General features: G+C 58.3%; 18 protein-coding genes. 17 read left to right on the top strand and 1 reads right to left on the bottom strand.

Annotation, left to right across the window (positions count from 1 at the left end):
• The first annotated feature begins 243 nt into the window (after positions 1–243).
• The 17 genes from M8744_RS15705 (at position 244) to M8744_RS15625 (ending at position 19900) form a co-directional block, all read left to right on the top strand.
• Positions 244–2364 (top strand): glycosyltransferase, encoded by a 2121-nt coding sequence (locus M8744_RS15705; protein WP_251419514.1) that lies wholly within the window; start codon positions 244–246, stop codon positions 2362–2364.
• A 69-nt stretch (positions 2365–2433) separates the two neighbouring features.
• A complete protein-coding gene (locus tag M8744_RS15700) occupies positions 2434–3558 on the top strand; it encodes a hypothetical protein (RefSeq protein WP_251419512.1) in 1125 nt (374 codons plus the stop codon).
• 52 nt (positions 3559–3610) lie between these two features.
• On the top strand, positions 3611–4306 hold the full coding sequence (locus tag M8744_RS15695) for a sulfotransferase (RefSeq protein WP_251419510.1): 696 nt from the start codon (positions 3611–3613) through the stop codon (positions 4304–4306).
• Between the two features lie 175 nt (positions 4307–4481).
• Entirely contained in the window at positions 4482–5081 is a 600-nt protein-coding gene (locus M8744_RS15690; RefSeq protein ID WP_251419508.1) for a sulfotransferase family 2 domain-containing protein, read from the top strand.
• Between the two features lie 218 nt (positions 5082–5299).
• Positions 5300–6349 (top strand): hypothetical protein, encoded by a 1050-nt coding sequence (locus M8744_RS15685; protein WP_251419506.1) that lies wholly within the window; start codon positions 5300–5302, stop codon positions 6347–6349.
• Between the two features lie 644 nt (positions 6350–6993).
• Positions 6994–8178 (top strand): acyl-CoA dehydrogenase family protein, encoded by a 1185-nt coding sequence (locus M8744_RS15680; RefSeq protein WP_251419503.1) that lies wholly within the window; start codon positions 6994–6996, stop codon positions 8176–8178.
• 13 nt (positions 8179–8191) lie between these two features.
• The gene (locus tag M8744_RS15675; RefSeq protein WP_251419501.1) at positions 8192–9250 is read left to right on the top strand and encodes an acyl-CoA dehydrogenase family protein; all 1059 of its coding nucleotides are present in this window, start codon (positions 8192–8194) and stop codon (positions 9248–9250) included.
• 25 nt (positions 9251–9275) lie between these two features.
• On the top strand, positions 9276–10073 hold the full coding sequence (locus M8744_RS15670) for an enoyl-CoA hydratase/isomerase family protein (RefSeq protein ID WP_251419499.1): 798 nt from the start codon (positions 9276–9278) through the stop codon (positions 10071–10073).
• A 46-nt stretch (positions 10074–10119) separates the two neighbouring features.
• Positions 10120–11385, top strand: a complete 1266-nt coding sequence (locus tag M8744_RS15665; protein ID WP_251419497.1) for an ABC transporter substrate-binding protein — start codon at positions 10120–10122, stop codon at positions 11383–11385.
• A 60-nt stretch (positions 11386–11445) separates the two neighbouring features.
• On the top strand, positions 11446–12333 hold the full coding sequence (locus M8744_RS15660) for a branched-chain amino acid ABC transporter permease (protein WP_251419495.1): 888 nt from the start codon (positions 11446–11448) through the stop codon (positions 12331–12333).
• Positions 12330–13352: a branched-chain amino acid ABC transporter permease gene (locus tag M8744_RS15655; protein ID WP_251419492.1), complete on the top strand. Its 1023-nt coding sequence runs from the start codon at positions 12330–12332 to the stop codon at positions 13350–13352. Before M8744_RS15660 ends, M8744_RS15655 begins: the two co-directional genes overlap by 4 nt.
• Positions 13349–14107 carry an ABC transporter ATP-binding protein gene (locus tag M8744_RS15650; protein WP_251419490.1) on the top strand — a complete coding sequence of 253 codons (759 nt, stop codon included), beginning with the start codon at positions 13349–13351 and terminating at the stop codon, positions 14105–14107. The genes M8744_RS15655 and M8744_RS15650 overlap by 4 nt, the downstream gene beginning before the upstream one ends.
• Positions 14094–14813, top strand: coding sequence for an ABC transporter ATP-binding protein (locus tag M8744_RS15645; RefSeq protein ID WP_251419488.1), 720 nt, complete (start codon positions 14094–14096; stop codon positions 14811–14813). The genes M8744_RS15650 and M8744_RS15645 overlap by 14 nt, the downstream gene beginning before the upstream one ends.
• A 4-nt stretch (positions 14814–14817) precedes the next feature.
• Positions 14818–16455, top strand: coding sequence for an AMP-binding protein (locus tag M8744_RS15640; protein WP_251419486.1), 1638 nt, complete (start codon positions 14818–14820; stop codon positions 16453–16455).
• A 78-nt stretch (positions 16456–16533) separates the two neighbouring features.
• A complete protein-coding gene (locus M8744_RS15635) occupies positions 16534–17190 on the top strand; it encodes a TetR/AcrR family transcriptional regulator (RefSeq protein WP_251419484.1) in 657 nt (218 codons plus the stop codon).
• Complete coding sequence (locus tag M8744_RS15630; protein WP_251419482.1) at positions 17187–18839, top strand: class I adenylate-forming enzyme family protein; 1653 nt, start codon at positions 17187–17189, stop codon at positions 18837–18839. Before M8744_RS15635 ends, M8744_RS15630 begins: the two co-directional genes overlap by 4 nt.
• A complete protein-coding gene (locus M8744_RS15625) occupies positions 18836–19900 on the top strand; it encodes an MBL fold metallo-hydrolase (RefSeq protein WP_251419480.1) in 1065 nt (354 codons plus the stop codon). Before M8744_RS15630 ends, M8744_RS15625 begins: the two co-directional genes overlap by 4 nt.
• Positions 19901–20017: 117 nt before the next feature.
• Here M8744_RS15625 and M8744_RS15620 read toward each other — a convergent pair whose 3' ends face one another.
• Positions 20018–20779: a DeoR/GlpR family DNA-binding transcription regulator gene (locus M8744_RS15620; RefSeq protein WP_251419478.1), complete on the bottom strand. Its 762-nt coding sequence runs from the start codon at positions 20777–20779 to the stop codon at positions 20018–20020.
• Positions 20780–21017 lie beyond the last annotated feature (238 nt).

The raw sequence follows: 21017 nt of genomic DNA, 5'->3' as shown, positions 1-21017 counted from the left end.
GAACACGGGTGCCCTGAAACGGGTCGGCAAATACAGGACAGTTCGGGTGCGACCTGCTGCGACCAACAGCAGAATTTACGCGGCGGGGTCTTGCGGGCGGTAGCGTGGCTGGAATTTCAGTAACACCCACGGTTTTTCGCGTGTTTCAAAAGAAGATTCACCTCAGAAACTTGCCGTGCCTGACCTAAACCTCTACGAATTTTCGGGACTTTGACAGTCAGTTGCGGGAGCAGGGTTTTTCAGATGAATGCTTGGTATTTCACCTTTGAATTTCCGCCGGAATTCGGTGGTGGGCTTAGTTCCTACATGCGCGTCGTGACCGATGCATATGCAGCCAGGCCGGACGCCTCGCTGGTTGTCTTCACGATCTCTCGCAGTCAATCCGGTCTCATTTCCCGCCGTTACCTTCATGACAACGTGCAGTTGGTGACGATCAACCCGAACCGCTCGTACGAGCGGGAAGACATCGGTGACTGGGTCAATGTCTCAAAGCTTTTCGAGCGGTTCGCGGATCTGTTCATGATGCAGTTGGAGACCCGGACGCTTGACCTGGAACGACCGGATTACGTCGAATTTGCCGACGGCTTTGCCATTGGCGCATTGACGATTCAGCAAAAACTCTGCCTCAATTCACGCCTGCAAGACGTTCCGATCATCGTGACGGCCCACACCCCGACACACATCATTGACCGCCTGAACGAGCTTCCGACATATCGCCTACCAAAATACTGGACAGGGCAATTGGAGCTTCAGTCGCTGCGCGGGGCCGATCTGGTCGTCGGCTGCTCGCAGGCGATACTCGACATCGTCAACAGCGAGCTGACGCGCAGCGGGTCGCAACTGCGGCGTAGCGCGGTTCTGCACAACCCCTTCATCATGCCTGAACCAGGGCCAGAAGAAACGCCGGCTTTGCGCGATCATTTTTACATGGCATCCCGATTGACCCATTGGAAGGGCGTCGAATCTGCGATCAAGGCGTTCGAGATACTTTGGAAAGACGGTGTCGAGGTTCCATTTCGTATCTACGGGGATGATACGTTTTTTCCCGTGAGCGGGACAGATTATTCGGCCTATATCGAGAAGCGCTACAAGACTTACGTCGACCGGAACTTGCTTCAAATCATGGGCAAGCAACCCCGTGATGAGATCGCCGAGTCCGCAAAAACGGCCTATGCGCAGGTGCATCCTTCGCATTTCGACAACTTTCCCTACAGCTTGATCGAAGCAATGAGCGAAGGCACGATCTGTGTCGCCGGGTTGAATGGTGGCATCAAGGAAGTCGCGCGCGATGGACAGGACATGTTCCTGACCGATGTGCTCGACGCCGAAGCATTCGCCAGCGCATTGCGTCGGGCCATGGCGCTTTCCGAGCATGAGCGTTCAGCGATGCGCGAGAATGCGCGCGCCACGGTTCGTGAAAAATGCGATCCGGCAGCATTCTTTCAAGAGAAAGAAGCGCTTGTGGCCGAAATCGCCGCCGAAAAGAAGCGCCATCCATCGGCATTCCCTTTCCTCTCGCCACCAAAACCCGAATGCGTGATGCCCGCCCAAACACCCGGGCAGGGCGAGCCCGAACTTTCCATCGTGGTGCCCTATTTCAACATGGGCGTTTTCATTGATGAAACCATCGAAAGCATCACCAGGAGCACGTTCACGAACTTTGAAATTGTCCTGGTGGATGACGGCTCCACTGATCCGGAGTCGCAGGAAAAGCTGACAACACTCCACGCGACGCATGGGTTGAGCGAAGAGAAGTTGCGCATCCTTTCCATTCCCAATGGTGGTGTCGCGAATGCACGCAATACCGGTGTGCGGCAGTCACGCGCGCCTTTCGTTGCGCTGCTCGATTCCGATGACCTGGTTGGCGCACGCTATTATGAAAAGGCACTTCGCATCCTCAAGGCCTATGAAAACGTCTCGTTCTGCGGCGCCTGGATCGAAGATTACAACGTGAAAGGCAGGATTCGGAACTGGGCCACATGGAACGCCGAACCGCCGATCCAACTCATCATGAATCAGACCAATTGCCAGTCGCTTGTCTACAAGCGTGCTGCGTTCGAAAGCGACGGATGGCATGACCCTGACCTGCGGATGTTCCTGGACGACTGGGAAGGGGTGATCTCATTGCTTGCCGGGGGGCATCGCGGCGTGATGATCCCCGAGGCCCTGTTCGAATATCGTATTCGCCCGGGCTCGATCTTCCGCTCAAGCGGTGGGTTGTGGGACATCAACTTCGAGAAGATCACCCGGAAGCACCGCGATCTGTACGACGAATGGGGAACCGAGATTGCCGCTTTCCTGAATGTGAACGGACCGAACAATTTCTACCACATCGCCGGCAAGGAAAGCACGCTGCGCAAGTAAAAGAACGAGAACCATGCTGGCGCGTAGGAAGAATAATCACAAAAGCATAGTACGGAACGAGGTGATCCGATGCTGAAATCTATCGAAATTTTCCAGACCGATCCCAACGATTGGGAGTTCCTTGCCCTCACGCAGTCCATGAAAGTGTATAGCGAGGGTTTTTCGATCCGGGACGTGCTTTCCGTCAAGTTTGACAACGCCAGCGGTGGCCAGGTCGGGGTGTCCGCCAACAAGCCCGAGGTCAATGACCCCTATTACCGGCTCTGCCCGATCAAAATGGGAGGGGCGAGTTGGTACTCGATCGAGTATGAAGTCCCGGGTGCCGCGCTGTCGAATGTCGACCAGATCATTCCTTGTCTTGACGCGGCAAGCCTGAAATCGGTCGCGCTATTCGCGGTTCTTCGCATCTTTTACGAGAATGGCCGCAGCGAAGATATCAGCTCGGCCCAGATCGAGCTGCGCCGCGACCGCCGCAGGCAATCCTTCCCGATATCATTGGGTGACATCCCGGCGCGGGCCGATCAGGTCAAGGCCGTGCGTGTGATCTTTTTCGTCGAAGCGCGCGATGTCGATATCGACATATACGGCCTGACAATGGCGACAATTGAAGCGGCTAAAACGCCCGACAGCATCGATACGATCACCCGCTTGCGCAAGGCGCATCAGGGCGGCGCACGCAGCATGCAGCTGCTTCATCTCGACGCTGCCAAGGATGCCTGGACTGGAACTGCCCAAAAACATCGCCCTATCAAAAAGAGTATATTTCTCGATTTCCAGCCGGGTGAAGATCGCCAAATGAAAGTCGCCCAAAAGCGCGGGTGCCTTGCGGTCGACTTTGCCAAGACTGCAAGTGGGGGCTGGCGCAATCTTGAATTCAGGTTCAAACGTGTTCGCAATACCGGAACAATCATGGCAGCCCTGTATGCCAAGGGGCGGGCCACGCCCGAGCTTGAGGCAAATTTGGTGCTCCGCTCCTACGATAAGAAAATGAACATCGAGGACACCCCAATCCCGGTTTCTGTGCCTCTTTTTCCAAAGGATGGCAGCTTGCTGCGGATGATCGATCTCTCACCGCTTCTCACCGACAAATGGCACGTCCATCATTTTGGAATCATGGTGTTCTTGCCGCCCGAGGCGAAGGTGCTGGAAATCGAGGAAATGGATGTCTTCATATTCGATCGTGAAGTCATCTGATTGTCGCGATCCATATGAAAGATTTCAAATAATTCTGGAAGAGTTACGGTAAATGGCCAACCAACCCCATAGATTTGATGCCAGGTTCCCAAATCTGAAAGGCAGCATATTCATCGTTACATATGGGCGGTCGGGTTCAACCCTTTTGCAGACCGTGCTGCAATCCATTCCAGATGCGCATATCTGTGGAGAGAACGACAACCTGATCATGCCGATCTGGCAAGCAAATCGCAAAGCACATGGCGCCAAGAGAGCGTGGGGCAAAAAAAGCGGCGACAAGAAAGAGCGTCCTTGGTACGGAACAAATAATTTTCGGCCACGTCGCTTTGCGAACCGCATGATCGACACGTTCGTCGACGATATCCTGCGTCCTCCATCGACCGCGAGCTGGATCGGGTTCAAGGAAATTCGCTACAGTCAGTACGGTGACGATTTGCCGCTTGTGCTGGATTTCATGGCGCAGAGTTTCAAGAACCCGTACTTCATCTTCAATACCCGAAAGCCCGAATCCGTGGCCCAGTCAGGGTGGTGGCGCAACCATGATCCGGAAAAAGTCATGCAGATGGTTCGCAGGCAGGATGAGCGTTTCGCCCAGTATTCTAAAGCACGCCCGGATAACACTTTTATTGCCAGTTACGAGGAGTTAACCGCTGATTTCAAATGTCTTGAACCAATGTTCGAAATGCTTGGGGAAGAGTTCGATGCTTCCAAGATAAAAGGTGTTCTGAACGTGCGTTTGAAACACTAGGTCAGGTCATGCTTTGTCTCACGCGTCCCGCCGTTGCAAATGATCGCAAAGCCCACCTTGTGCGGTTTAAATTTGATCAGTGTTTGAGCTGAGAAACATATACCGCGTGGCGCGTCTGCATATGATCACTTAGGTGTCCACCTCGAATGACTGATTAACCTCGAAAGGAAATTCCATGTTGGTCGATCACAACAAGCGCGTTGTCTCGATTTCGGTGCCGAAAACAGGCAGCACGTCCCTGCACTATGCCTTGATGTCTGCTCTCAAGCTGAAGTTTGAAACGAACGGCAAGGATCCGGTTGTTTACCATTTGTCAGCGGCCGATATACGGATCATCATGGGTCCGAGAAAATTCGATGGGTACTTTTCCTTTGGCGTGACGCGAAACCCTTACGATCGCATGGTTTCACTCTACCATGATTTTCACAATCAAAGAGGTCGGATCAAACAAGACACGTTCGAAGAGTTTGTTCTCGAGGCATTTCTCAAGAACTGGACCGGAAACGTTCACTTTCGACCGCAGACTTTTTTTCTTCACTCTTCCGAAGGGCAAGTAACCAAAGAAGCTTTCAAGTTCGAAGATGGGCTTGACGCCATTATGGAGCGACTAATCGAAGAACTGGAACTGGAGGATGCTTCGGTTGGCCATGCCAGAAAAAGCGAAAGGTCAGCCTGGCAGCAATACTACTCCAACCCCGAGGTGGTGAAGATCGTCAGTGATTTCTATGCCGCAGATTTTAAGAACTTCGGCTATTCCACTGAAATATCAAGCTAATTTAATTCGTATAATCGAATTTGGGGCAGTTCGACTGCTACGAAAGTTTTTGCTGTGATCGCAACTGTAAATGTATCGCCCGAAAGCCGAAGTGTGCCAGGGCATTTTGAAAGTAACATGCCTGTAGGTAGCAAGGTCCGCTTTGGGCTATCGCGGTTGGTGGACTAGGCTTACGCTCTGTAGTACCGCTGGACTTGAGGCTGTAGTTGGAGACTTTGATGACTACTGTATATCTTCATGTTGGATTTCCGAAATGTGCTTCAACAACGGTGCAAAGTTTCTTTCATCGAAACGATGGTCTGCACAGGTCAAAGGGCGTTTGCTACCCAAAGTCTTATCGTGACAAGAGTGGGTATTTTTCTCATCGCCCACTCCTCAACCTTGGTGAATCCGATTTTGATGCTGCAGTGGGCGAGATTGCTGCTGAGGCCAAGGAGAATGATTGTGACAAGGTTTTCTTGTCTTCTGAGCAATTTCTAAAACATTTGTGGGAGAGTGACTTCCTGGCGAGCTTGATTGCCGCATTGAACCGAAGATTCGGGACCGAAAATGTCCGTTTGATCACGTTGGTCAGAAACCAAGTTGGGTTTGTGGAGTCAGCCTATGCCCAATTTCTGAGGGCGCCCATTCTTCGCGTGCACGCCAAGACTTTCTTTCGCGCAAAAGATACCAGCATTAAGGGATTTATGGATCACTTCCGTGAAATGAACGGTTTTGATTTCTTTTCATACGCGGATATCTTTGACATGTTCAGGGAGAAAATTCCCGGAAACCCACTGGAAGTCTATTCTATCGAGCGTGATGATCTGGATGGGCAGGATATTATCGTATTCCTGTCGGAAATGCTGGGTCTGCCTGCTCCGACGAAGGCAGAGCCCCGAAATGAACGTTTTTCCGATCAGGCTTTGCTGATGTTGCGCTATGCGATGTCAAGGCGTGGCGAGCGGATAGAGCCTCGCAGACGGCGAATGATCAAACGATTGTTTGCAGACATGTCGGGCGGTTTTTCACCGGTTCTTCATTTGACAGGAGAGCCGTTGGAACGAGTGGTCGAAAGTTCCAAGCGCGATGATGGATACCTGAAGTCGAATTTTTCGACTGAGTTTGGGAGCCTGCTGGAAAAATCGCTGGCCGCTACATCTGGTCGGGCGCGTAAGCAGAAGCTGAAGGTCGGCCCAAAGCACAGGGCACTGACCGATTATGTGGTTTTTGCAGATGCACCCACTCTAAAGAACGCGGAGCGCGTGAAGGCTGAACTGGGCTTGTAAGAACGTGTTCAGGGAAAGGTCAGCCCTGACGATCTGACTTCGGAAAGTGCTTGCGTAGCCGGCTTCGGCTTCGTTCCCCAGCGTTTTTCATTTGACGATTACTTCGTGGGGCCGGCCGGCGAAAGGGGCGGTATTTTATATCTGCCCGAGGTCTCTCCCGGTTTCAGGGATCACGCTGCGCGGTCGCATCGGGGCGATTGGCAAGCGAGTGAAGCTTGGTTTTGGGAACAAAATGCGCAAGCCGATGTGGCTTGGTGTTCAAGGGCTGTGACGCGCGATCAATTGCCTGTGGTCAGGCGTGGGTATCGTTTGCTCTCCTTGCAGTTTGATCGGGTCATTTACGCGCGCGCCTGCGCTATAGCAGCGTCAGCCGAACAGAGAGATTCTTCAGCGTGGGGCCATTCGGGTTGAGAGTGTGCTCATCGAGCCAGCGCACGAACACGATCGAAAACAGGCGCTGCGATGGTTGCCGGAAAGCCCGCGTCTGGCCTGCCCCGCCGCGTTGTCTGCGGCGGCTGATCGTCACCAAGGTTAAAGGCTCTTCCCACGAACGCGGGCCTGTCAGTTCTCGACCTTCGTTAAAATGTTGACAGACTCAAAAATATGAACAATGAATCAGTAGTCATTTTTTGGGGAGGTTCAGAATGGACGCCGGATGGTCGCAAGACGACATCGACTTCAGGCAACAGGTGCGTGATTTCACGGCGCAGAATCTTCCTGTGGATATTCGCGACAAGGTGATCTCGGGCCGCCCTTTGCAGCGTGCAGACCACATGCGATGGCAGGATATTCTGGCGCAGAAAGGTTGGATCGCCGGTTTTTGGCCTCAGAAATATGGTGGCTGCGACTGGACGCCTGCGCAAAGCTATATCTTTCAGGAAGAAACCACGCGCGCCGGTGCGCCCTGGCTTTTGCCGTTCGGTGTCAATTACGTGGGGCCGGTGATCTACACGTACGGGACCGAAGCGCAGAAAGCGCAGCATCTTCCCGGCATCGTTTCGAACGAGGTTTTCTGGTGCCAGGGCTATTCCGAGCCCAACGCCGGTTCGGATCTGGCGCGTTTGTCTACAAGGGCCGAGCGCGACGGTGACAGCTATGTGGTTAACGGATCCAAGATATGGACTTCTATGGCGCATTGGGCTGATTGGATATTCGCGCTGGTGCGCACCGATCCCGATGTAAAGCCGCAGCGTGGAATCTCGTTCATGCTGATCGACTTGAACTCGCCTGGCGTGTCGGTCCGCCCGATCCGCTCGATCGAGGGCGCGCATCACCTGAACCAGGTGTTTTTCGACAATGTGCGCGTGCCGGCCGAAAACCTGATCGGGCAGGAAAACAAGGGTTGGACCTATGCCAAGTTCCTGTTGGGACATGAGCGAGTTTTGTCGGCCGAGATCGGCAAGGCCAAACGGATGCTGGAACGACTGCGCGGTACGGCGGAGGCGCGCGGTTTGTTGGACGATGCCTCTCATCGGCAGCGCGTGAACACGCTTGAAACCGATTTGCTGGCCCTGGAATGGACGACACTGCGGATGCTTGACGCCGTGATGGACGGGTCAGCCCCCGGCTTCGAGGCATCGGTTCTAAAGCTACGCGGATCGACCATCGTGCAGGCCATTGCGGAATACACCGTCGATGTGCTCGGCCCTGATGCGCTGGCCTTTGATCCGGCCAGGCTGGAAGCCGAGACGAACGACCCCGCCGCCGAAGCGCTGCGTAACATGGGGATAGTATCCGAATTCCTGTTCCAGCGCGCGCCAACGATCTGGGGCGGTAGTAACGAAATTCAGCGCAACATCATCGCCAAGCATGCGCTTGAGCTTGGATGAAGGCAGACGTGACGTGAAACTGACTTTGACTGACGAACAGACTATGCTGGCCGAAAGCGTGGCACGGCTTGTGGCCGACCAAGCCGGGCAAACCCCATCTGCGGGCAGCTTCGAGGCCGATTTCGACCGCCAAAAATGGCAGCAGATTGCCGAACTGGGTTGGCTGGGTGCCGCGGTTACCGAGGCCGCGGGCGGCTTTGGCGGTGCGCGCGACATGGCTGTCGTGTTGGAAAAGGCCGCGCCCTCTGCGCTTGCCGCGCAATTGGCGCCCACATTTATCGGCCTCACGATATTGGAAGCAGCGGGCGGCGCGGAAACCCTTGTCGCTGATGTTATCTCGGGCGAGGCAATCGCCTGTGGTGTCCTGTCTGATATGGCATCAGCCTTGGATGTGGCGCAAAACAATGGCCAAATGCGTCTGTCCGGGCGGTTTCAGGCCGTGCCGATGGGGGACGTCGCGGACATTTACGTGCTGGCCTTGCCTGAGGTGACGCTTTGCCTGTCGGCCGATACGCCTGGTCTGGAGCGGCAAGAGATACGTGGCATGGATGGCGGGGCGCGTGCCGACCTGGTCCTTTCGGATCTGGGGATCACGCCCGAGATGATCCTGTCCCAAGGGGACCGTGCTCAAACCGTGCTGAAGCGCGCCCGCCTCGTTCATGCGGCTGCGCTGACGGCAGAATGCAGCGGTCTGGCGGCGCGACTGTTCGACCTGACCTTGGACTATGTGAAGCAACGCGAGCAATTCGGACAGCCCATCGCGCGTTTCCAGGCGTTGCAGCACCGATTGGCAGACATGTTCATCGGACTTGAGGAACTGCGCTCGCTGGCACTGGCCGCAGCGCGTGCGGCCGAGGACAGCACGCCCCCTGACCGGCGCCTGTCACAAGCCGTTACCGGCAGCGTGGACCGCGCGCTTCATATCGCCAAGGAGGCGATCCAGTTGCATGGCGGGGTTGGCATGACCGACGACATGCCGCTGGGCGCCGGGCTGCGGCGGATCAAGGCACTACAGATCATGCCGGGCGGCGCCGAGACGCATCGCCGCGCCTTGCTGGCCGCGACCGGCTGAACGTTCATCGGGAGGAGACAAGCAGATGGAATGGTTCGACAAGTACGAGACGATGACCTTCAAGCGGGACGGGAGGGTGCTGACCGTGACACTGAACCTGCCCGAAACGCTGAATGCGGTGAACGCGAAACTTCACGCGGAACTGTCGCAGATTTTCACCGATCTCAACGATGACCCGGATTCGGATGTGATCGTTCTGACTGGTGCCGGGCGCGCCTTTTGCGCCGGCGGCGACGTGGACTGGATGCAGGATGCGATTGACGACCCGTCGCGTTTCGAGGTGACGGGCTTCGAGGCAAAGCGCATCATCTTCAGCCAACTGGACATGGAAAAACCGTTGATCTGCCGGATGAACGGGCATGCTATCGGGCTGGGGGCCACGATCGCCCTGACATGCGATGTTGTGATTGCAGCGGATACGGCCAAGATCGGTGATCCGCATGTGTCTATCGGCCTTGTCGCGGGGGATGGCGGCGCAATCTTGTGGCCGCAGATGATCGGTTACCTCCGGGCCAAGGAATATCTGCTGACAGGTGATCCGATCCCCGCGCCGGAAGCTGCGCAAATGGGGCTGATCAACCGCGCCGTGCCGGCCGACAAGCTGGACGAGGATGTTTACGCATTGGCGCAGCGGCTGGCTTCGGGGGCGCGCAAGGCGATCCGCTGGACCAAGGTGACGACCAACATCGGGCTCAAGCAACTGGCCCATTCCATCATGGATACAGGCGTTGCCTACGAGTCGATGTCGAACGTGTCAAAGGATCATCGCGAGGCGGTCGCCGCATTCCGCGAGAAGCGCAAGCCCGAATTCACGGGCGAGTAGGTCAGGCCAGGAAGGCCGGGCCGTCATTTTTTGGGAGGAGAATGATATGTCTAACGGAATAAACAGACGCGGTGTCATGAAGGGCATGGCCGCAGCAGGTCTGGCGATGCCCTTTGTGAACGTGCGCACCGCGATGGCTCAATCCGGGCCCATCACAATTGGCGTCGTAACCCCGCTAAGCGGCCCGGCGCAGTTGATCGGCACGTTCGTGCGAGAAGGCGCCGAGATCGCCGTGGAACACGTGAACGCGAATGGCGGCATCAACGGGCGCGAGGTTGAGCTGTCTTTTCGTGACTCGAAGGCCAACCCCAACGACGCCTCGGTCGCCGCGCGTGAACTGATCGGTTCGGGGGTGAACCTGCAACTCGGCACGATCTCCAGCGCCGTGGCCCTGGCGATGGGGCCATTGCTGCAAAGCGAGGGTGGCGTTGTCATTACCTCGGGCGCGGGCACCGAGAAACTGAACCACGAAAATTACAACCCGCATGTATTCCGCGTGGGAGACAGCCCGGTCAGCCGAAATGCGGGTCTTGTGCGTCATATCGCGAACAGCCGCCCGGACATACGCAAATGGGGCGGGATTATCCCCGATCATGAATATGGCCGTACCACGTGGAAGATTTTCGAGGCGACGATGCGCAAGGCCATCCCCGAACTGACGGGTGAAGAGGCGCAGATCGCCGAACCGATCCTTGTTCCCTATGGTTCGGGCGACTACCGCAACTACATCGCGCAGGCCATGCGGCAGGACGTGCAGGGCATTTATACCTCGGTTTACGGCGGGGATGCCGTGACGCTCTATCAGCAGGCTTCGCCATTCGGACTGTTCGACAAGATCGACGTGCTGCTGGATTCGGCCAATGAATTCCTGGTGGCTACCGCGATGAAGGACCAGACCCCCGCGCATTGGTCGGGCTTTCACTGGTATTTCGAGGCCAACAAGGGCAACCCGCTGTCTGACCAGCTTTACTCGCGCTATGTCGAAAGAACAGGGGAGAAATACCCGATGGGCTGGGCGGCCGAGGCACATGCCGCGATCCTGGCCTACAAGGGCGCGATCGAGAAGGCCGACAGCACCGAGACCACCGATGTGATCGCGGCGCTCAAGGGGCTGAGTTTCGACAGCGCCACGGGGATGCGCCACATCCGCGCCGAGGACAACCAGGCGATCAAGAACGCCGAACTGGCCTTTATCGAGCCGTCTTCTTCGGAGCCCGATGGGTTTGCCGTTACCGATTACGTTTCGCTCGAGGGCGAAAAGGTGATCGAGCCGGCACGTCCGGGCCAGATGCTGGACATCGACGCGCTCTGATCCTTGCGCCAAACACCGGGCGGGGAGCGATCCCCGCCCGAAGCCAAACGGAGCCATCACATGATGTATGATATCGGTCTGACCGTGTTCAACGGGCTGGCCTGGGCCATGGCGACGTTTCTTGTCGCGGCCGGGCTGACCCTTATTTTCGGCATCCTTCACATCCTGAACTTTGCCCATGGGGGCTTTTTCATGATCGGGGCCTACGTGTCCTACACGGTCATGCTGGCCTTTGGTGCGGGATTGCCGCTTTGGGTTTTCATGATCGGAGCCATGGCCGCCGCCGTGGTCGTGGGGTTGCTGGGCTGGGCCGTGGACATGTTCGTCTTTCGTCGCCTGCGCGATGTCGAGGACGCCTATTCCCTTATCGCGACCTATGCATTGCTGCTGGTTTGTGGCGGCGCGGTGCAATTGATCTGGGGGCTCAACTACCTGAGCGTGATGCCCCCACCTTCGTTGAACTCGGTGGTCTTCATAGGTGATGTCTTCATGCCGACCTACACGATTTTCGTCATCCTGAGCGGTGTGGTGGCCTATATCGGGTTGGAACTTTTGATCAACCGCACCCAGATCGGGCAACTGATCAGGGTCGTGGCCGTCGACCCCTGGATGGCGCGTCTTCTGGGGTTGAATGTCACGCGGATCTACCTGGTGACGGTCATTTTCAGTTTTGCCATGGCCGGGGTGGCGGGGGCGCTGCTCATGCCGAACCAAAGCCTGTCGCCGGAACTGGGCGGGATCTTCCTGTTGCAGGCCTTCGGTGTGGTGATCGTGGGGGGCATGGGGTCGATCCGGGGAGCATTCCTGGCAGCCTTGCTGCTGGGCATGATCGAAAGTTTCGGCACCTATCTGTTCCCGCAGTATCCGGGCATCTTCTTCCTGCTGGCGCTGGCGGTCATTTTGCTGGTCAAGCCCTCGGGGATCATGGGCAAGGAGCAGACCGCATGATCGACTATCGCGTAAGGTTCCGTACAAACCTGGTGATCGCCGCCTGCGGTCTCGCCGCGTTCGCGGTGGTACCATTCGTGGCGAATAGCGGGCTGTTGTTCCTGGCCGGTCTGGTTGCCATCAACATCGTCTTCGGTCTGTCATGGAACTTCCTGTTCTCGGGCGTTGGATTGCTGAGCTTCGGTCATGCCATGTTCTTCGCGGGCGGGGCATATGGCATGGCACTGATCACGCGGCATGTCCCCGAAATGCCGTTTCTGTTGGCACTTGTGCTGGGCGCGGCCTGCGGTGGGCTGATTGCGCTGGTCTTTGGCGTGGTTGCGCTGCGCCGGGCCAGCGGGGTCTACTTCGCGGTTCTCACCTTGGCCTTCTCCGAGCTGATTCACATCCTGATCACCAAGACCACCTTCCTGGGCCGCAATGACGGGCTGACCGGCATCCCGCGCCCGGTGATCGAGCTTGGTTTCGGAACGCTGAACCTGACCAGCGCGACGGCTTATTATTATTTTATCATCATCGCGATGACGCTGGTGGCGGTCATGATGTGGTGCTTTCAGAATGCACCGGCCGGGCGCTTGCTCCAAGCTATCCGGCAAGACCAGATGCGCACGGCTTTCCTGGGCACACCAATCCAGGGCTGGCAATTGACCGCCTTTGTCATCTCGGGCACGGTCGCGGCTTTCTGCGGTGCGGTCATGGTGCCGTTCACGCAGATCGCCTCGCCTGAAATCGCCTATTGGACCGTCTCGACCCAACCGATCCTGTTCACCCTGCTGGGCGGCGCCGGGCATTTCTGGGGGCCGGCGGTGGGGGCCATCCTGTTCGGCGCCATCGACTATGGAACCCGCACAATGCATGGGTTGTCCGAGATCACTGTGGGCGTTCTGCTTTTGGCCGTTGTGCTGATCATTCCGGGTGGCTTGCTGGGGTTGCTCAAGCGCCGCCGGGCGGCTGCAAGCAAGTCCACCCGCGCTGAAACCGCTGGCGAACGGACATCCGAAACGGAGGCTGGCAAATGACCCGGATCATGGAAGCACGCGCCATGCACAAATCCTACGGCCAGGTAAAGGTGCTGGAGGATGTCAGTTTCGATCTTGAGGAAGGCGAAGCGCATGTCGTCATCGGGCCGAACGGTGCTGGCAAGACCACGCTTTTTCGGTGTCTGAGCGGGGAAACCCGCATCAACAGCGGCACGATCATGTTGAACGGCCAGGATGTGACGGGGCTTGCAGGTTGGCAGCGCGTTCAGCGGGGCATCGGGCGGTCATTCCAGGTCGCACGGATATTCCAGGACATGTCGGCCTTTGAAAACCTGATCGTGGCGATCGAGACGCGAGAGCGCAATGAAAAGGGTATTTGGGCCAGTTTCGGCCATATCGCGCCCCGGCGAGCCGTGATGGACGAGGCTGAACGCCTGGTTCATGAACTGGGGCTCGAGGGGACGCTGGACGACCCGGCCGGAACCCTGTCGCATGGTGACAAGAAGCGGCTGGAACTGGCGATGAGTCTTGCATTGCGTCCCAAGGTTCTGATGCTGGACGAACCGACTGCGGGCATGTCGCCATCTGACCGATCCGAAGCTGTGCGCCTTATTTCAGATGTGCGTGCCCGGTATGGTCTGACACTTCTGCTGACCGAACACGACATGGAGGTGGTGTTCGGCCTGGCGACACGTCTGACAGTTCTGCATCACGGCGCGATCATCGCATCGGGCGAGCCGCACAAGGTGCGCGCAGATGCGCGCGTAAGGGAGGTTTATCTTGGCCAGCACTGAACCCTTGCTCAAGGTAAGTGGTCTGAACGCCTACTACGGCGGCAGTCACATCATCCAGGATGCCGCACTGCGCGTGGAGACCGGTGAAAGCGTGGCGCTTTTGGGCCGCAACGGCGCAGGTAAATCCACGTTGATGAAAAGCCTTCTGGATGCAGGCCCCCGCGTGACGGGTGAGATCATGTTCGACGGCGCTGCTCTGGCGGGGGTGGCCACCGATGCACGCACCCGACGCGGCCTGGTTCTGGTGCCCGAAGACCGGCGGATCTATCCCAACATCACAGTGGCCGAGAATATCGCGCTTGGCCGTCACGCTGCTCGGCCCGGTGCGAAAGTCGACAGTGACGAGATCTATGACTTGTTCCCATTGCTCAAGCCACTGCTGCAACGAGCGGGCTACCAACTTAGCGGGGGGCAGCAACAACTGGTTGCGGTTGCGCGCGGCCTGATGGGCGCGCCGCGCCTTTTGCTGCTTGATGAGCCGGTCGAAGGGTTGGCCCCTGTCGTGGTCGATGAGATCGCCCATGATATCGGTCGCATCCGGCAGACCGGCGATCTTTCGCTGCTGATCGCGGAACAGAACCTTGGCTTTGCGCGCCGCGTCACTGATCGGGTCGTGCTGATCGACAGCGGGCGTATCGTCTTTGACGGAGGCTGGGATGCCTTTGACGCCGATCCGCAATTGAAGGAGCGTTACCTTGCAGTCTGAATCCATGTCCAAACCGCAGGGCGGGTGGCCACTGCGTTTCGCGCCAGGTGAACGGGAAGCCCGCCGGGCCTCGGGGGAATGGCCCGGCCTGACATTGGCCGATATGGCAACCGAAAGGGCCGAGCGACAACCCGAGGTGATCGCCGTTATGGACGAGAAAGGGGCAGTTGACTATGCCACCTGTCTCACGCGCGCCACCGACATGGCGCGTGGGCTGTTGGAACTGGGGATTGCCCCCGGCGATACTGTCAGCTTTCAACTGCCCAACTGGACCGAGGCGGTGATCCTTAACCTGGCATGTGCCCTTGGCGGGTTTGTCATCAATCCCGTGATACCCATCTACAGACAGGCCGAGTTGGCCTTTATCCTGGCCGATTGCCGCGCGCGGATCGCGTTCATTCCGGGGGAATGGCGTGCGGTCGATTATGCCAAGATCTATGACGAGCTTCGCCCCGATCTGCCCGATCTGGCCCATGTCGCCAGCGTGCGCGGGGGTGGCGAACTGACCTTCGACGCGATCGAGGCGCTGGGGCAAAGCGTCAGACACCCGCTGAAGGCGGCAGATCCCGACAGCGCCAAGCTGATCATCTATACTTCGGGTACAACGGGTCTGCCAAAAGGCGTGATATATTCGCACAACCAGTCGCGCCGCCCGCTGTGGTCCAGCATGGAGGCCTGGGGGCTGAGTGCGGGCGACACGCTTTTGATGCCCAGCCCCGTTACCCATGTCACGGGGTACTCCTATGGAATGGAGATGCCGTTCCAGTTCGGCACACGCAGCGTGCTGATGGAGCGTTGGGATGCGGCGGCGGCCGTCGAGATTTCCCGTCGCGAAGGTGTGGACTTCATGATCGGCGCCACGCCCTTTCTGGCCGAACTGGTGGATCAGGCGGAACGGCAGGGAGAGCGGCTGCCCAGCCTGCGTGTCTACGGTTGCGGCGGGGCTGCCGTGCCTCCAGCGCTGATCGACAGGGCCAACATTCACTTCGTCAATTGCCGCGCTTTCCGGGTATTTGGCAGTTCTGAATGTCCCATGGTCACACAGGGCTGTCTTGATGACAGGGAACTTGCCGCGCATAGCGACGGGCGGGTAACGGATTGGGACGTCAAGGTGGTCGATGACGCGGGGCTCTCCCTACCCGCCGGAAGGGAGGGCGAGATCCTGGCCCGTGGTCCTTCGCTGTTCCGGGGGTACACCGACCCCGCCGCCACCAACGAGTCTTTCGACGACGAAGGGTATTTTCGCACCGGCGATCTGGGTATCGTGACCGAAGATGGCATCCTGACTGTCACTGGCCGCAAGAAGGATATCATCATCCGCGGCGGCGAGAACCTGAGTGCCAAGGAAATCGAGGACGCCCTGCACACGCATCCCGCCATCCGTGAGGCCGCTGTCGTTTCGATGCCGCATGACCGGCTGGGCGAGGGCGTTTGCGCCTACGTGATCCCCGCCGAGTCCGGGCAGGTGCCGCCGTTGGCCGAGATGACAGAGTTCCTGCTGAATTATGGGTTGGCGCGGCAGAAGTGCCCCGATCGCTTCGAAGTCGTGGATGACCTGCCCCGCACCGCCTCGGGGAAGGTGCAGAAACACGTTCTGCGCGCGCGCATCCGCGACCATCTTTCCGCCGAAGGCACTGCCTAGCGGCGGAAAGGTGCCTCTGTCTTGCCGAGGGCCCGCCCGGTCGCATATGCAGGCAAGGTCAAGAAGGTGAAAGATGACATGGCAAAACGCGCTCGGAAAGCACAGCAGACACGGCAAAACATACTTGATGCGGCTGCCGTGGTTGTGGGTCGGTACGGATACGGCAAAGCCTCGATAGGGCGCATCGCCGAAGAAGCAGGCGTGGCCCACGGTCTGATCTACCTGTATTTCAAGAACCAGCAGGATCTGTTCGACCAGTTGCTGCCTCATGTCGGCGAAGCCATGCTGCGTTTCATCGCCGAAGTGACGCTGGATGCCTCGACTTTCGCCGAGCGTGAACGCAAGGGCCTGGATGCCAACTTTGAATTCCTTCAACGGCATCCCGCCCTGCATCGTATCCTGAACGAAGCGGCTTTTTTCGCGCCTGCAGCCCACCAGCAATATCTGCGCCGCATGGCGGGCGGGTATACGCGGTCGCTGCAGCGCGGCTGGGCAACAGGCGAAATCCAAGGGTACGATGAGAGCGAGCTTGAAGTCATCGCCTACATGATGATCGGGGCGCGCGAATACTTGCTGGAACGCTATGCGGTCCAGGGCACCGTGATCACTGATCTGCCCGCCGAGGTTAAGAAAACATATCTGCGGATCGTGGCGCGAAGCCTTGGGTTGGATGACAGTTTGATGTTCCCAGACAGGGGCGCCCACTCCAAGTCGGCGCCACGCGCACAGCCATGACAAACAGGAATCTTCACTACCAGGGCCGTTTGGAGGATCAGGTTGATCATGATGGTTTGAGCGTTCCTGCGCTTTTGGACTTGCAGGCCCGCACGCGTGGCGACGCGCTGGCGCTGTCGGCGATGACATGCGGGGCCGAACGCCGACGCCTGACTTATGCTGAACTGAACACGGCAGGCCGACGCGCTGCCACGCGGTTGCAAGACACGGGGATGAAACCGGGCGATCGGCTCGGGATCTATCTGACCAATGACTGGGCGCTGGAGTGTTTCGTGGCCGCCCTTGGCGCACTGAGTTTCGGAGCAGTGGTGGTGCCGTTGAACACCCGCGGTTCGGTAGCGGAGCTGTCGCACGCGGTCGCTTTGACCGCACCATTCGCCATCCTCAGCAACGCCGATGGTCGCGCGCCCTTGGACGCGGCAGTTGCCAAGGCAAAAGCACGGGGCGCCATGTTACCCGCCAGGATGGATGCCAGGCACATCACGGCCCCCGGGGACGAACAGCCTCAGGTGCCGCCGGACGATCCGGGGGCAGATGCGCTGGGATGTCTGTTGTTCACGTCCGGCACCACGGGAAAGGCCAAGGCGGTGATGCACAGTCATCGCACGATGATCGCGACGGGCCACTGTAGCGGCGGTGCGTTGGGCCTGCGTTCGGATGACGTATACCAGGGCGCTTTCCCTTTCTTCACCAGTTCAGCGCTCAATCTTGCGGGCATGTCATGTTGGGTTGCCGGGGCCGGCCTGGTGATCGAAGATCAGATTGACACTGCCTCTCGGCTTGACCTGATCCGTAGCGAAGGCACGAGTTTCTACCACGGTGTGCCCTCGATCCTGAATTTCATGATACAGGCCCATGATACGGCGCGGCATGACCTGCGCGGGTTGCGCGTCATCGCGAATGGCGGCGCGACAATGCCGGGCGAGCTGACCGAGCGGATTGCGCGAACATGGCCCTGGGTGGATCAGGTTCAGATTTATGGCATGACCGAAAGTGGCCCGGCAGGCACGGTTCTGCCGTCTGATCGCCTTGCCGAAAAGGGCGGGTCCGTCGGGCGGGCCATGGCGGGAATGAACGTGGAAATACTGGATGACGCGGGCCGCACCTTGCCGGCAGGCACGATGGGCGAGATTGCCTTGACAGGTTCGCCCGTAGCCTTGGGGTATTACCGCAACGTGGCCGCCACCGCCGCGGCCTTTGATGGGCGGCGCATTCGCACGGGTGATGTCGGGCAGCTCGACCGCGACGGTTTCCTTTGGTTCGGGGATCGCAAGAAAGACCTGATCAACCGGGGCGGGTTGAAGATAGCCTCGGTCGCGGTCGAGAACGCGCTTTATCGCCACCCCGATGTGCTGGAGGCCGCGGCAATCGCCGTGCCGCATCCTGATCTGGGCGAAGATGTCGCCGCCGTTGTCACGGCGCGACCCGGGACGGAGGGCGATGCACTGGCGGTCGCCTTGCAGGATATGTGCCGCGAGGAACTGGCCGACTACGCCGTGCCGCGTCGTATCCTGTTTCGGGACAGCCTGCCACGCAATCCGATGGGCAAGATCCTGAAGGCCGATCTGCGCCGCATCGTGGCGGATGAAGTGGCAGCGCGCGATGCGACGGACCGGGCGAAAGACGATGGAAAAGAGGGCGGCACATGACCCCGGACGGGCAGGGTGCTATCCGCACGTCACTTGCGTTTCCCTTCACGGACCCGCCTGACTGCGGCGCCATTGTTACGGTGCGCGACGACATTCTTTGGGCGCGGGTGCCATTGCCGTATCAACTGGATCACGTGAACATCTATTTCCTGCGCGATGGCAACGGTTGGGCCGTCATCGACACGGGAATCCAGACAGACGAGGCCATTTCGGCGTGGGACATGCTGCTGAACGGTCCGATCCGCGGGGCAAGGATCACACGGGTGATCGTGACCCACTATCATCCCGATCATATCGGTCTGGCCGGGTGGCTGTGCCGACGGTTCGATGCGCCTCTTCTGACCAGCCTGTCTACCTACATGAGCAGCAAGGTCATTTCGCTGGCCCATGACGAAAAGGCCCTGCGCCAGCATTTCGATTTCTACATCAGCCACGGAATGACTGCCGAACTGGCAGGGGTTGTTGCAATTCAGGGCACGGAATACCTGAAAAGGGTGGCTGATCTGCCCCATGCATTCTTGCGTCTGCTGATGCCCGACACTCTTGAGATCGGCGGACGTATTTTTCGCGTTCTCAGCGGGGATGGCCATGCCCCCGAACAGATCATGCTATATAACGAAGAGGAGCGGCTTCTGTTTGCAGCCGACCAGGTGATCGAGAAGATATCGCCCAATGTAAGTGTCTATGCCGATGAGCCGCATGGCGACCCGTTGGGGCATTTCCTCCGATCCTTGCGGATGCTGCGCACCGAGATCCCGGATGACGTGCTGGTGTTACCGGGGCATCGCAGGCCCTTTATTGGCTTGCACCGGCGCTGCGCCGAGCTTGAGGCGCATCACGAAGACAGATGTGATCTGATCCGTTCTGCCTGCGCCGATGGTCCACGCTCGGCGGCCGATCTGGTGCCCATTCTGTTTCCTCGACCACTGGACCCGCACCAGATGAGCTTTGCCTTTACCGAGACATTGGCCCATGTGAACCGTCTTGTCAGACGCGGCGAGATCAGCACGATACGCAAGGATGAACGCGTGTTGCATATCACCGGCAGCCCGACCGATTAGCGCGGAATGGGCTGCGGCCTTATGCCCGCAGCCAATGGGTGGCCTTGTCGTTCGACCCCGGCCTCGCCGCGAAAGCGCGGATTGTCGATAATTCTTGAATGGCTGTCTCCATGATCGTCAGGGCGCGACGACGACCCGCGTTCCCCATGACTGACAGGCCGCTGCCAGATCTGGCGGCAGCGGTTCGTCGGTAAAGAATGTATCGATATTGGCAAGCGACGCGATGCATGCGGGCGCCGTTCGGGTCAGCTTGCTTTGGTCGGCGACCAGGAAGGTCTTGCGGGATTGGCGCAAGATTGCCCGGCTGACGCCGACTTCCTGAATGTCGAAATCCAGCAGGTCACCATCTTCGTCAAGCGCGGAGCAGCCGATCACGGCCAGATCGAACTTGAACTGCCGGATGGTCTCGGTGGCCAGCGTACCAACCAACCCGCCATCCGCGCGGCGCAGCTGGCCGCCGGTCAGGATGACATCGCAGCCTGCGTTCGCGGCAAGAATATTGGCAACGTTCATGTTGTTCGTGACCACCATGAGGTTCTCGTGCTGCAGCAATTCCATCGCTACCGCCTCGGTCGAGGTTCCGATATTCAGGAATAACGAGATATTGCCGGGAATCTCCGCCGCACAGGCGCGCGCGATTGCGCGCTTGGCCCCGGATTTCAGCGATCGGCGCTCTTTGTAGCCTATGTTGGTGGTCCCCGAGGACAAGACCGCCCCGCCATGCACCCGCTCCAGCCGCCCGCTTTCGGCCAGGTCGGTAAGATCGCGCCGGATGGTCTGAAGGGTGACGCCGAAATACTCGGCGAGCCCTTCAACGGTTACCTTGCCTTCACGCCGCGCGATTTCGAGTATTTCTGGGTGGCGAAACGTTTGAGACATGGTCGCCCCTTTGGAATGGCTGCGTGTTTTTGTTTCGACGGGTCTGTGCCTCGTGCGAAGTTATCGAAAACGAACGAAAAAGTAACCCGGAACCACCCGCCGCGCCGGAGTTTTGCGCAATTCTAGTGGTTCAATGCGAATAAAACGCACAAACACGCGTGAAAATCACCAGAAACGAATAAAAAAGAAAGTATGCCTTGCAAAACGCTGCGCCAATCGTCATGGAGCGGCCATCGCT

It is taken from the genome of Lutimaribacter degradans, assembly GCF_023703375.1.
GTDB classification, from domain to species: Bacteria; Pseudomonadota; Alphaproteobacteria; order Rhodobacterales; family Rhodobacteraceae; genus Lutimaribacter; species Lutimaribacter degradans.
This window is presented reverse-complemented; position numbering and strand designations above follow the sequence as displayed.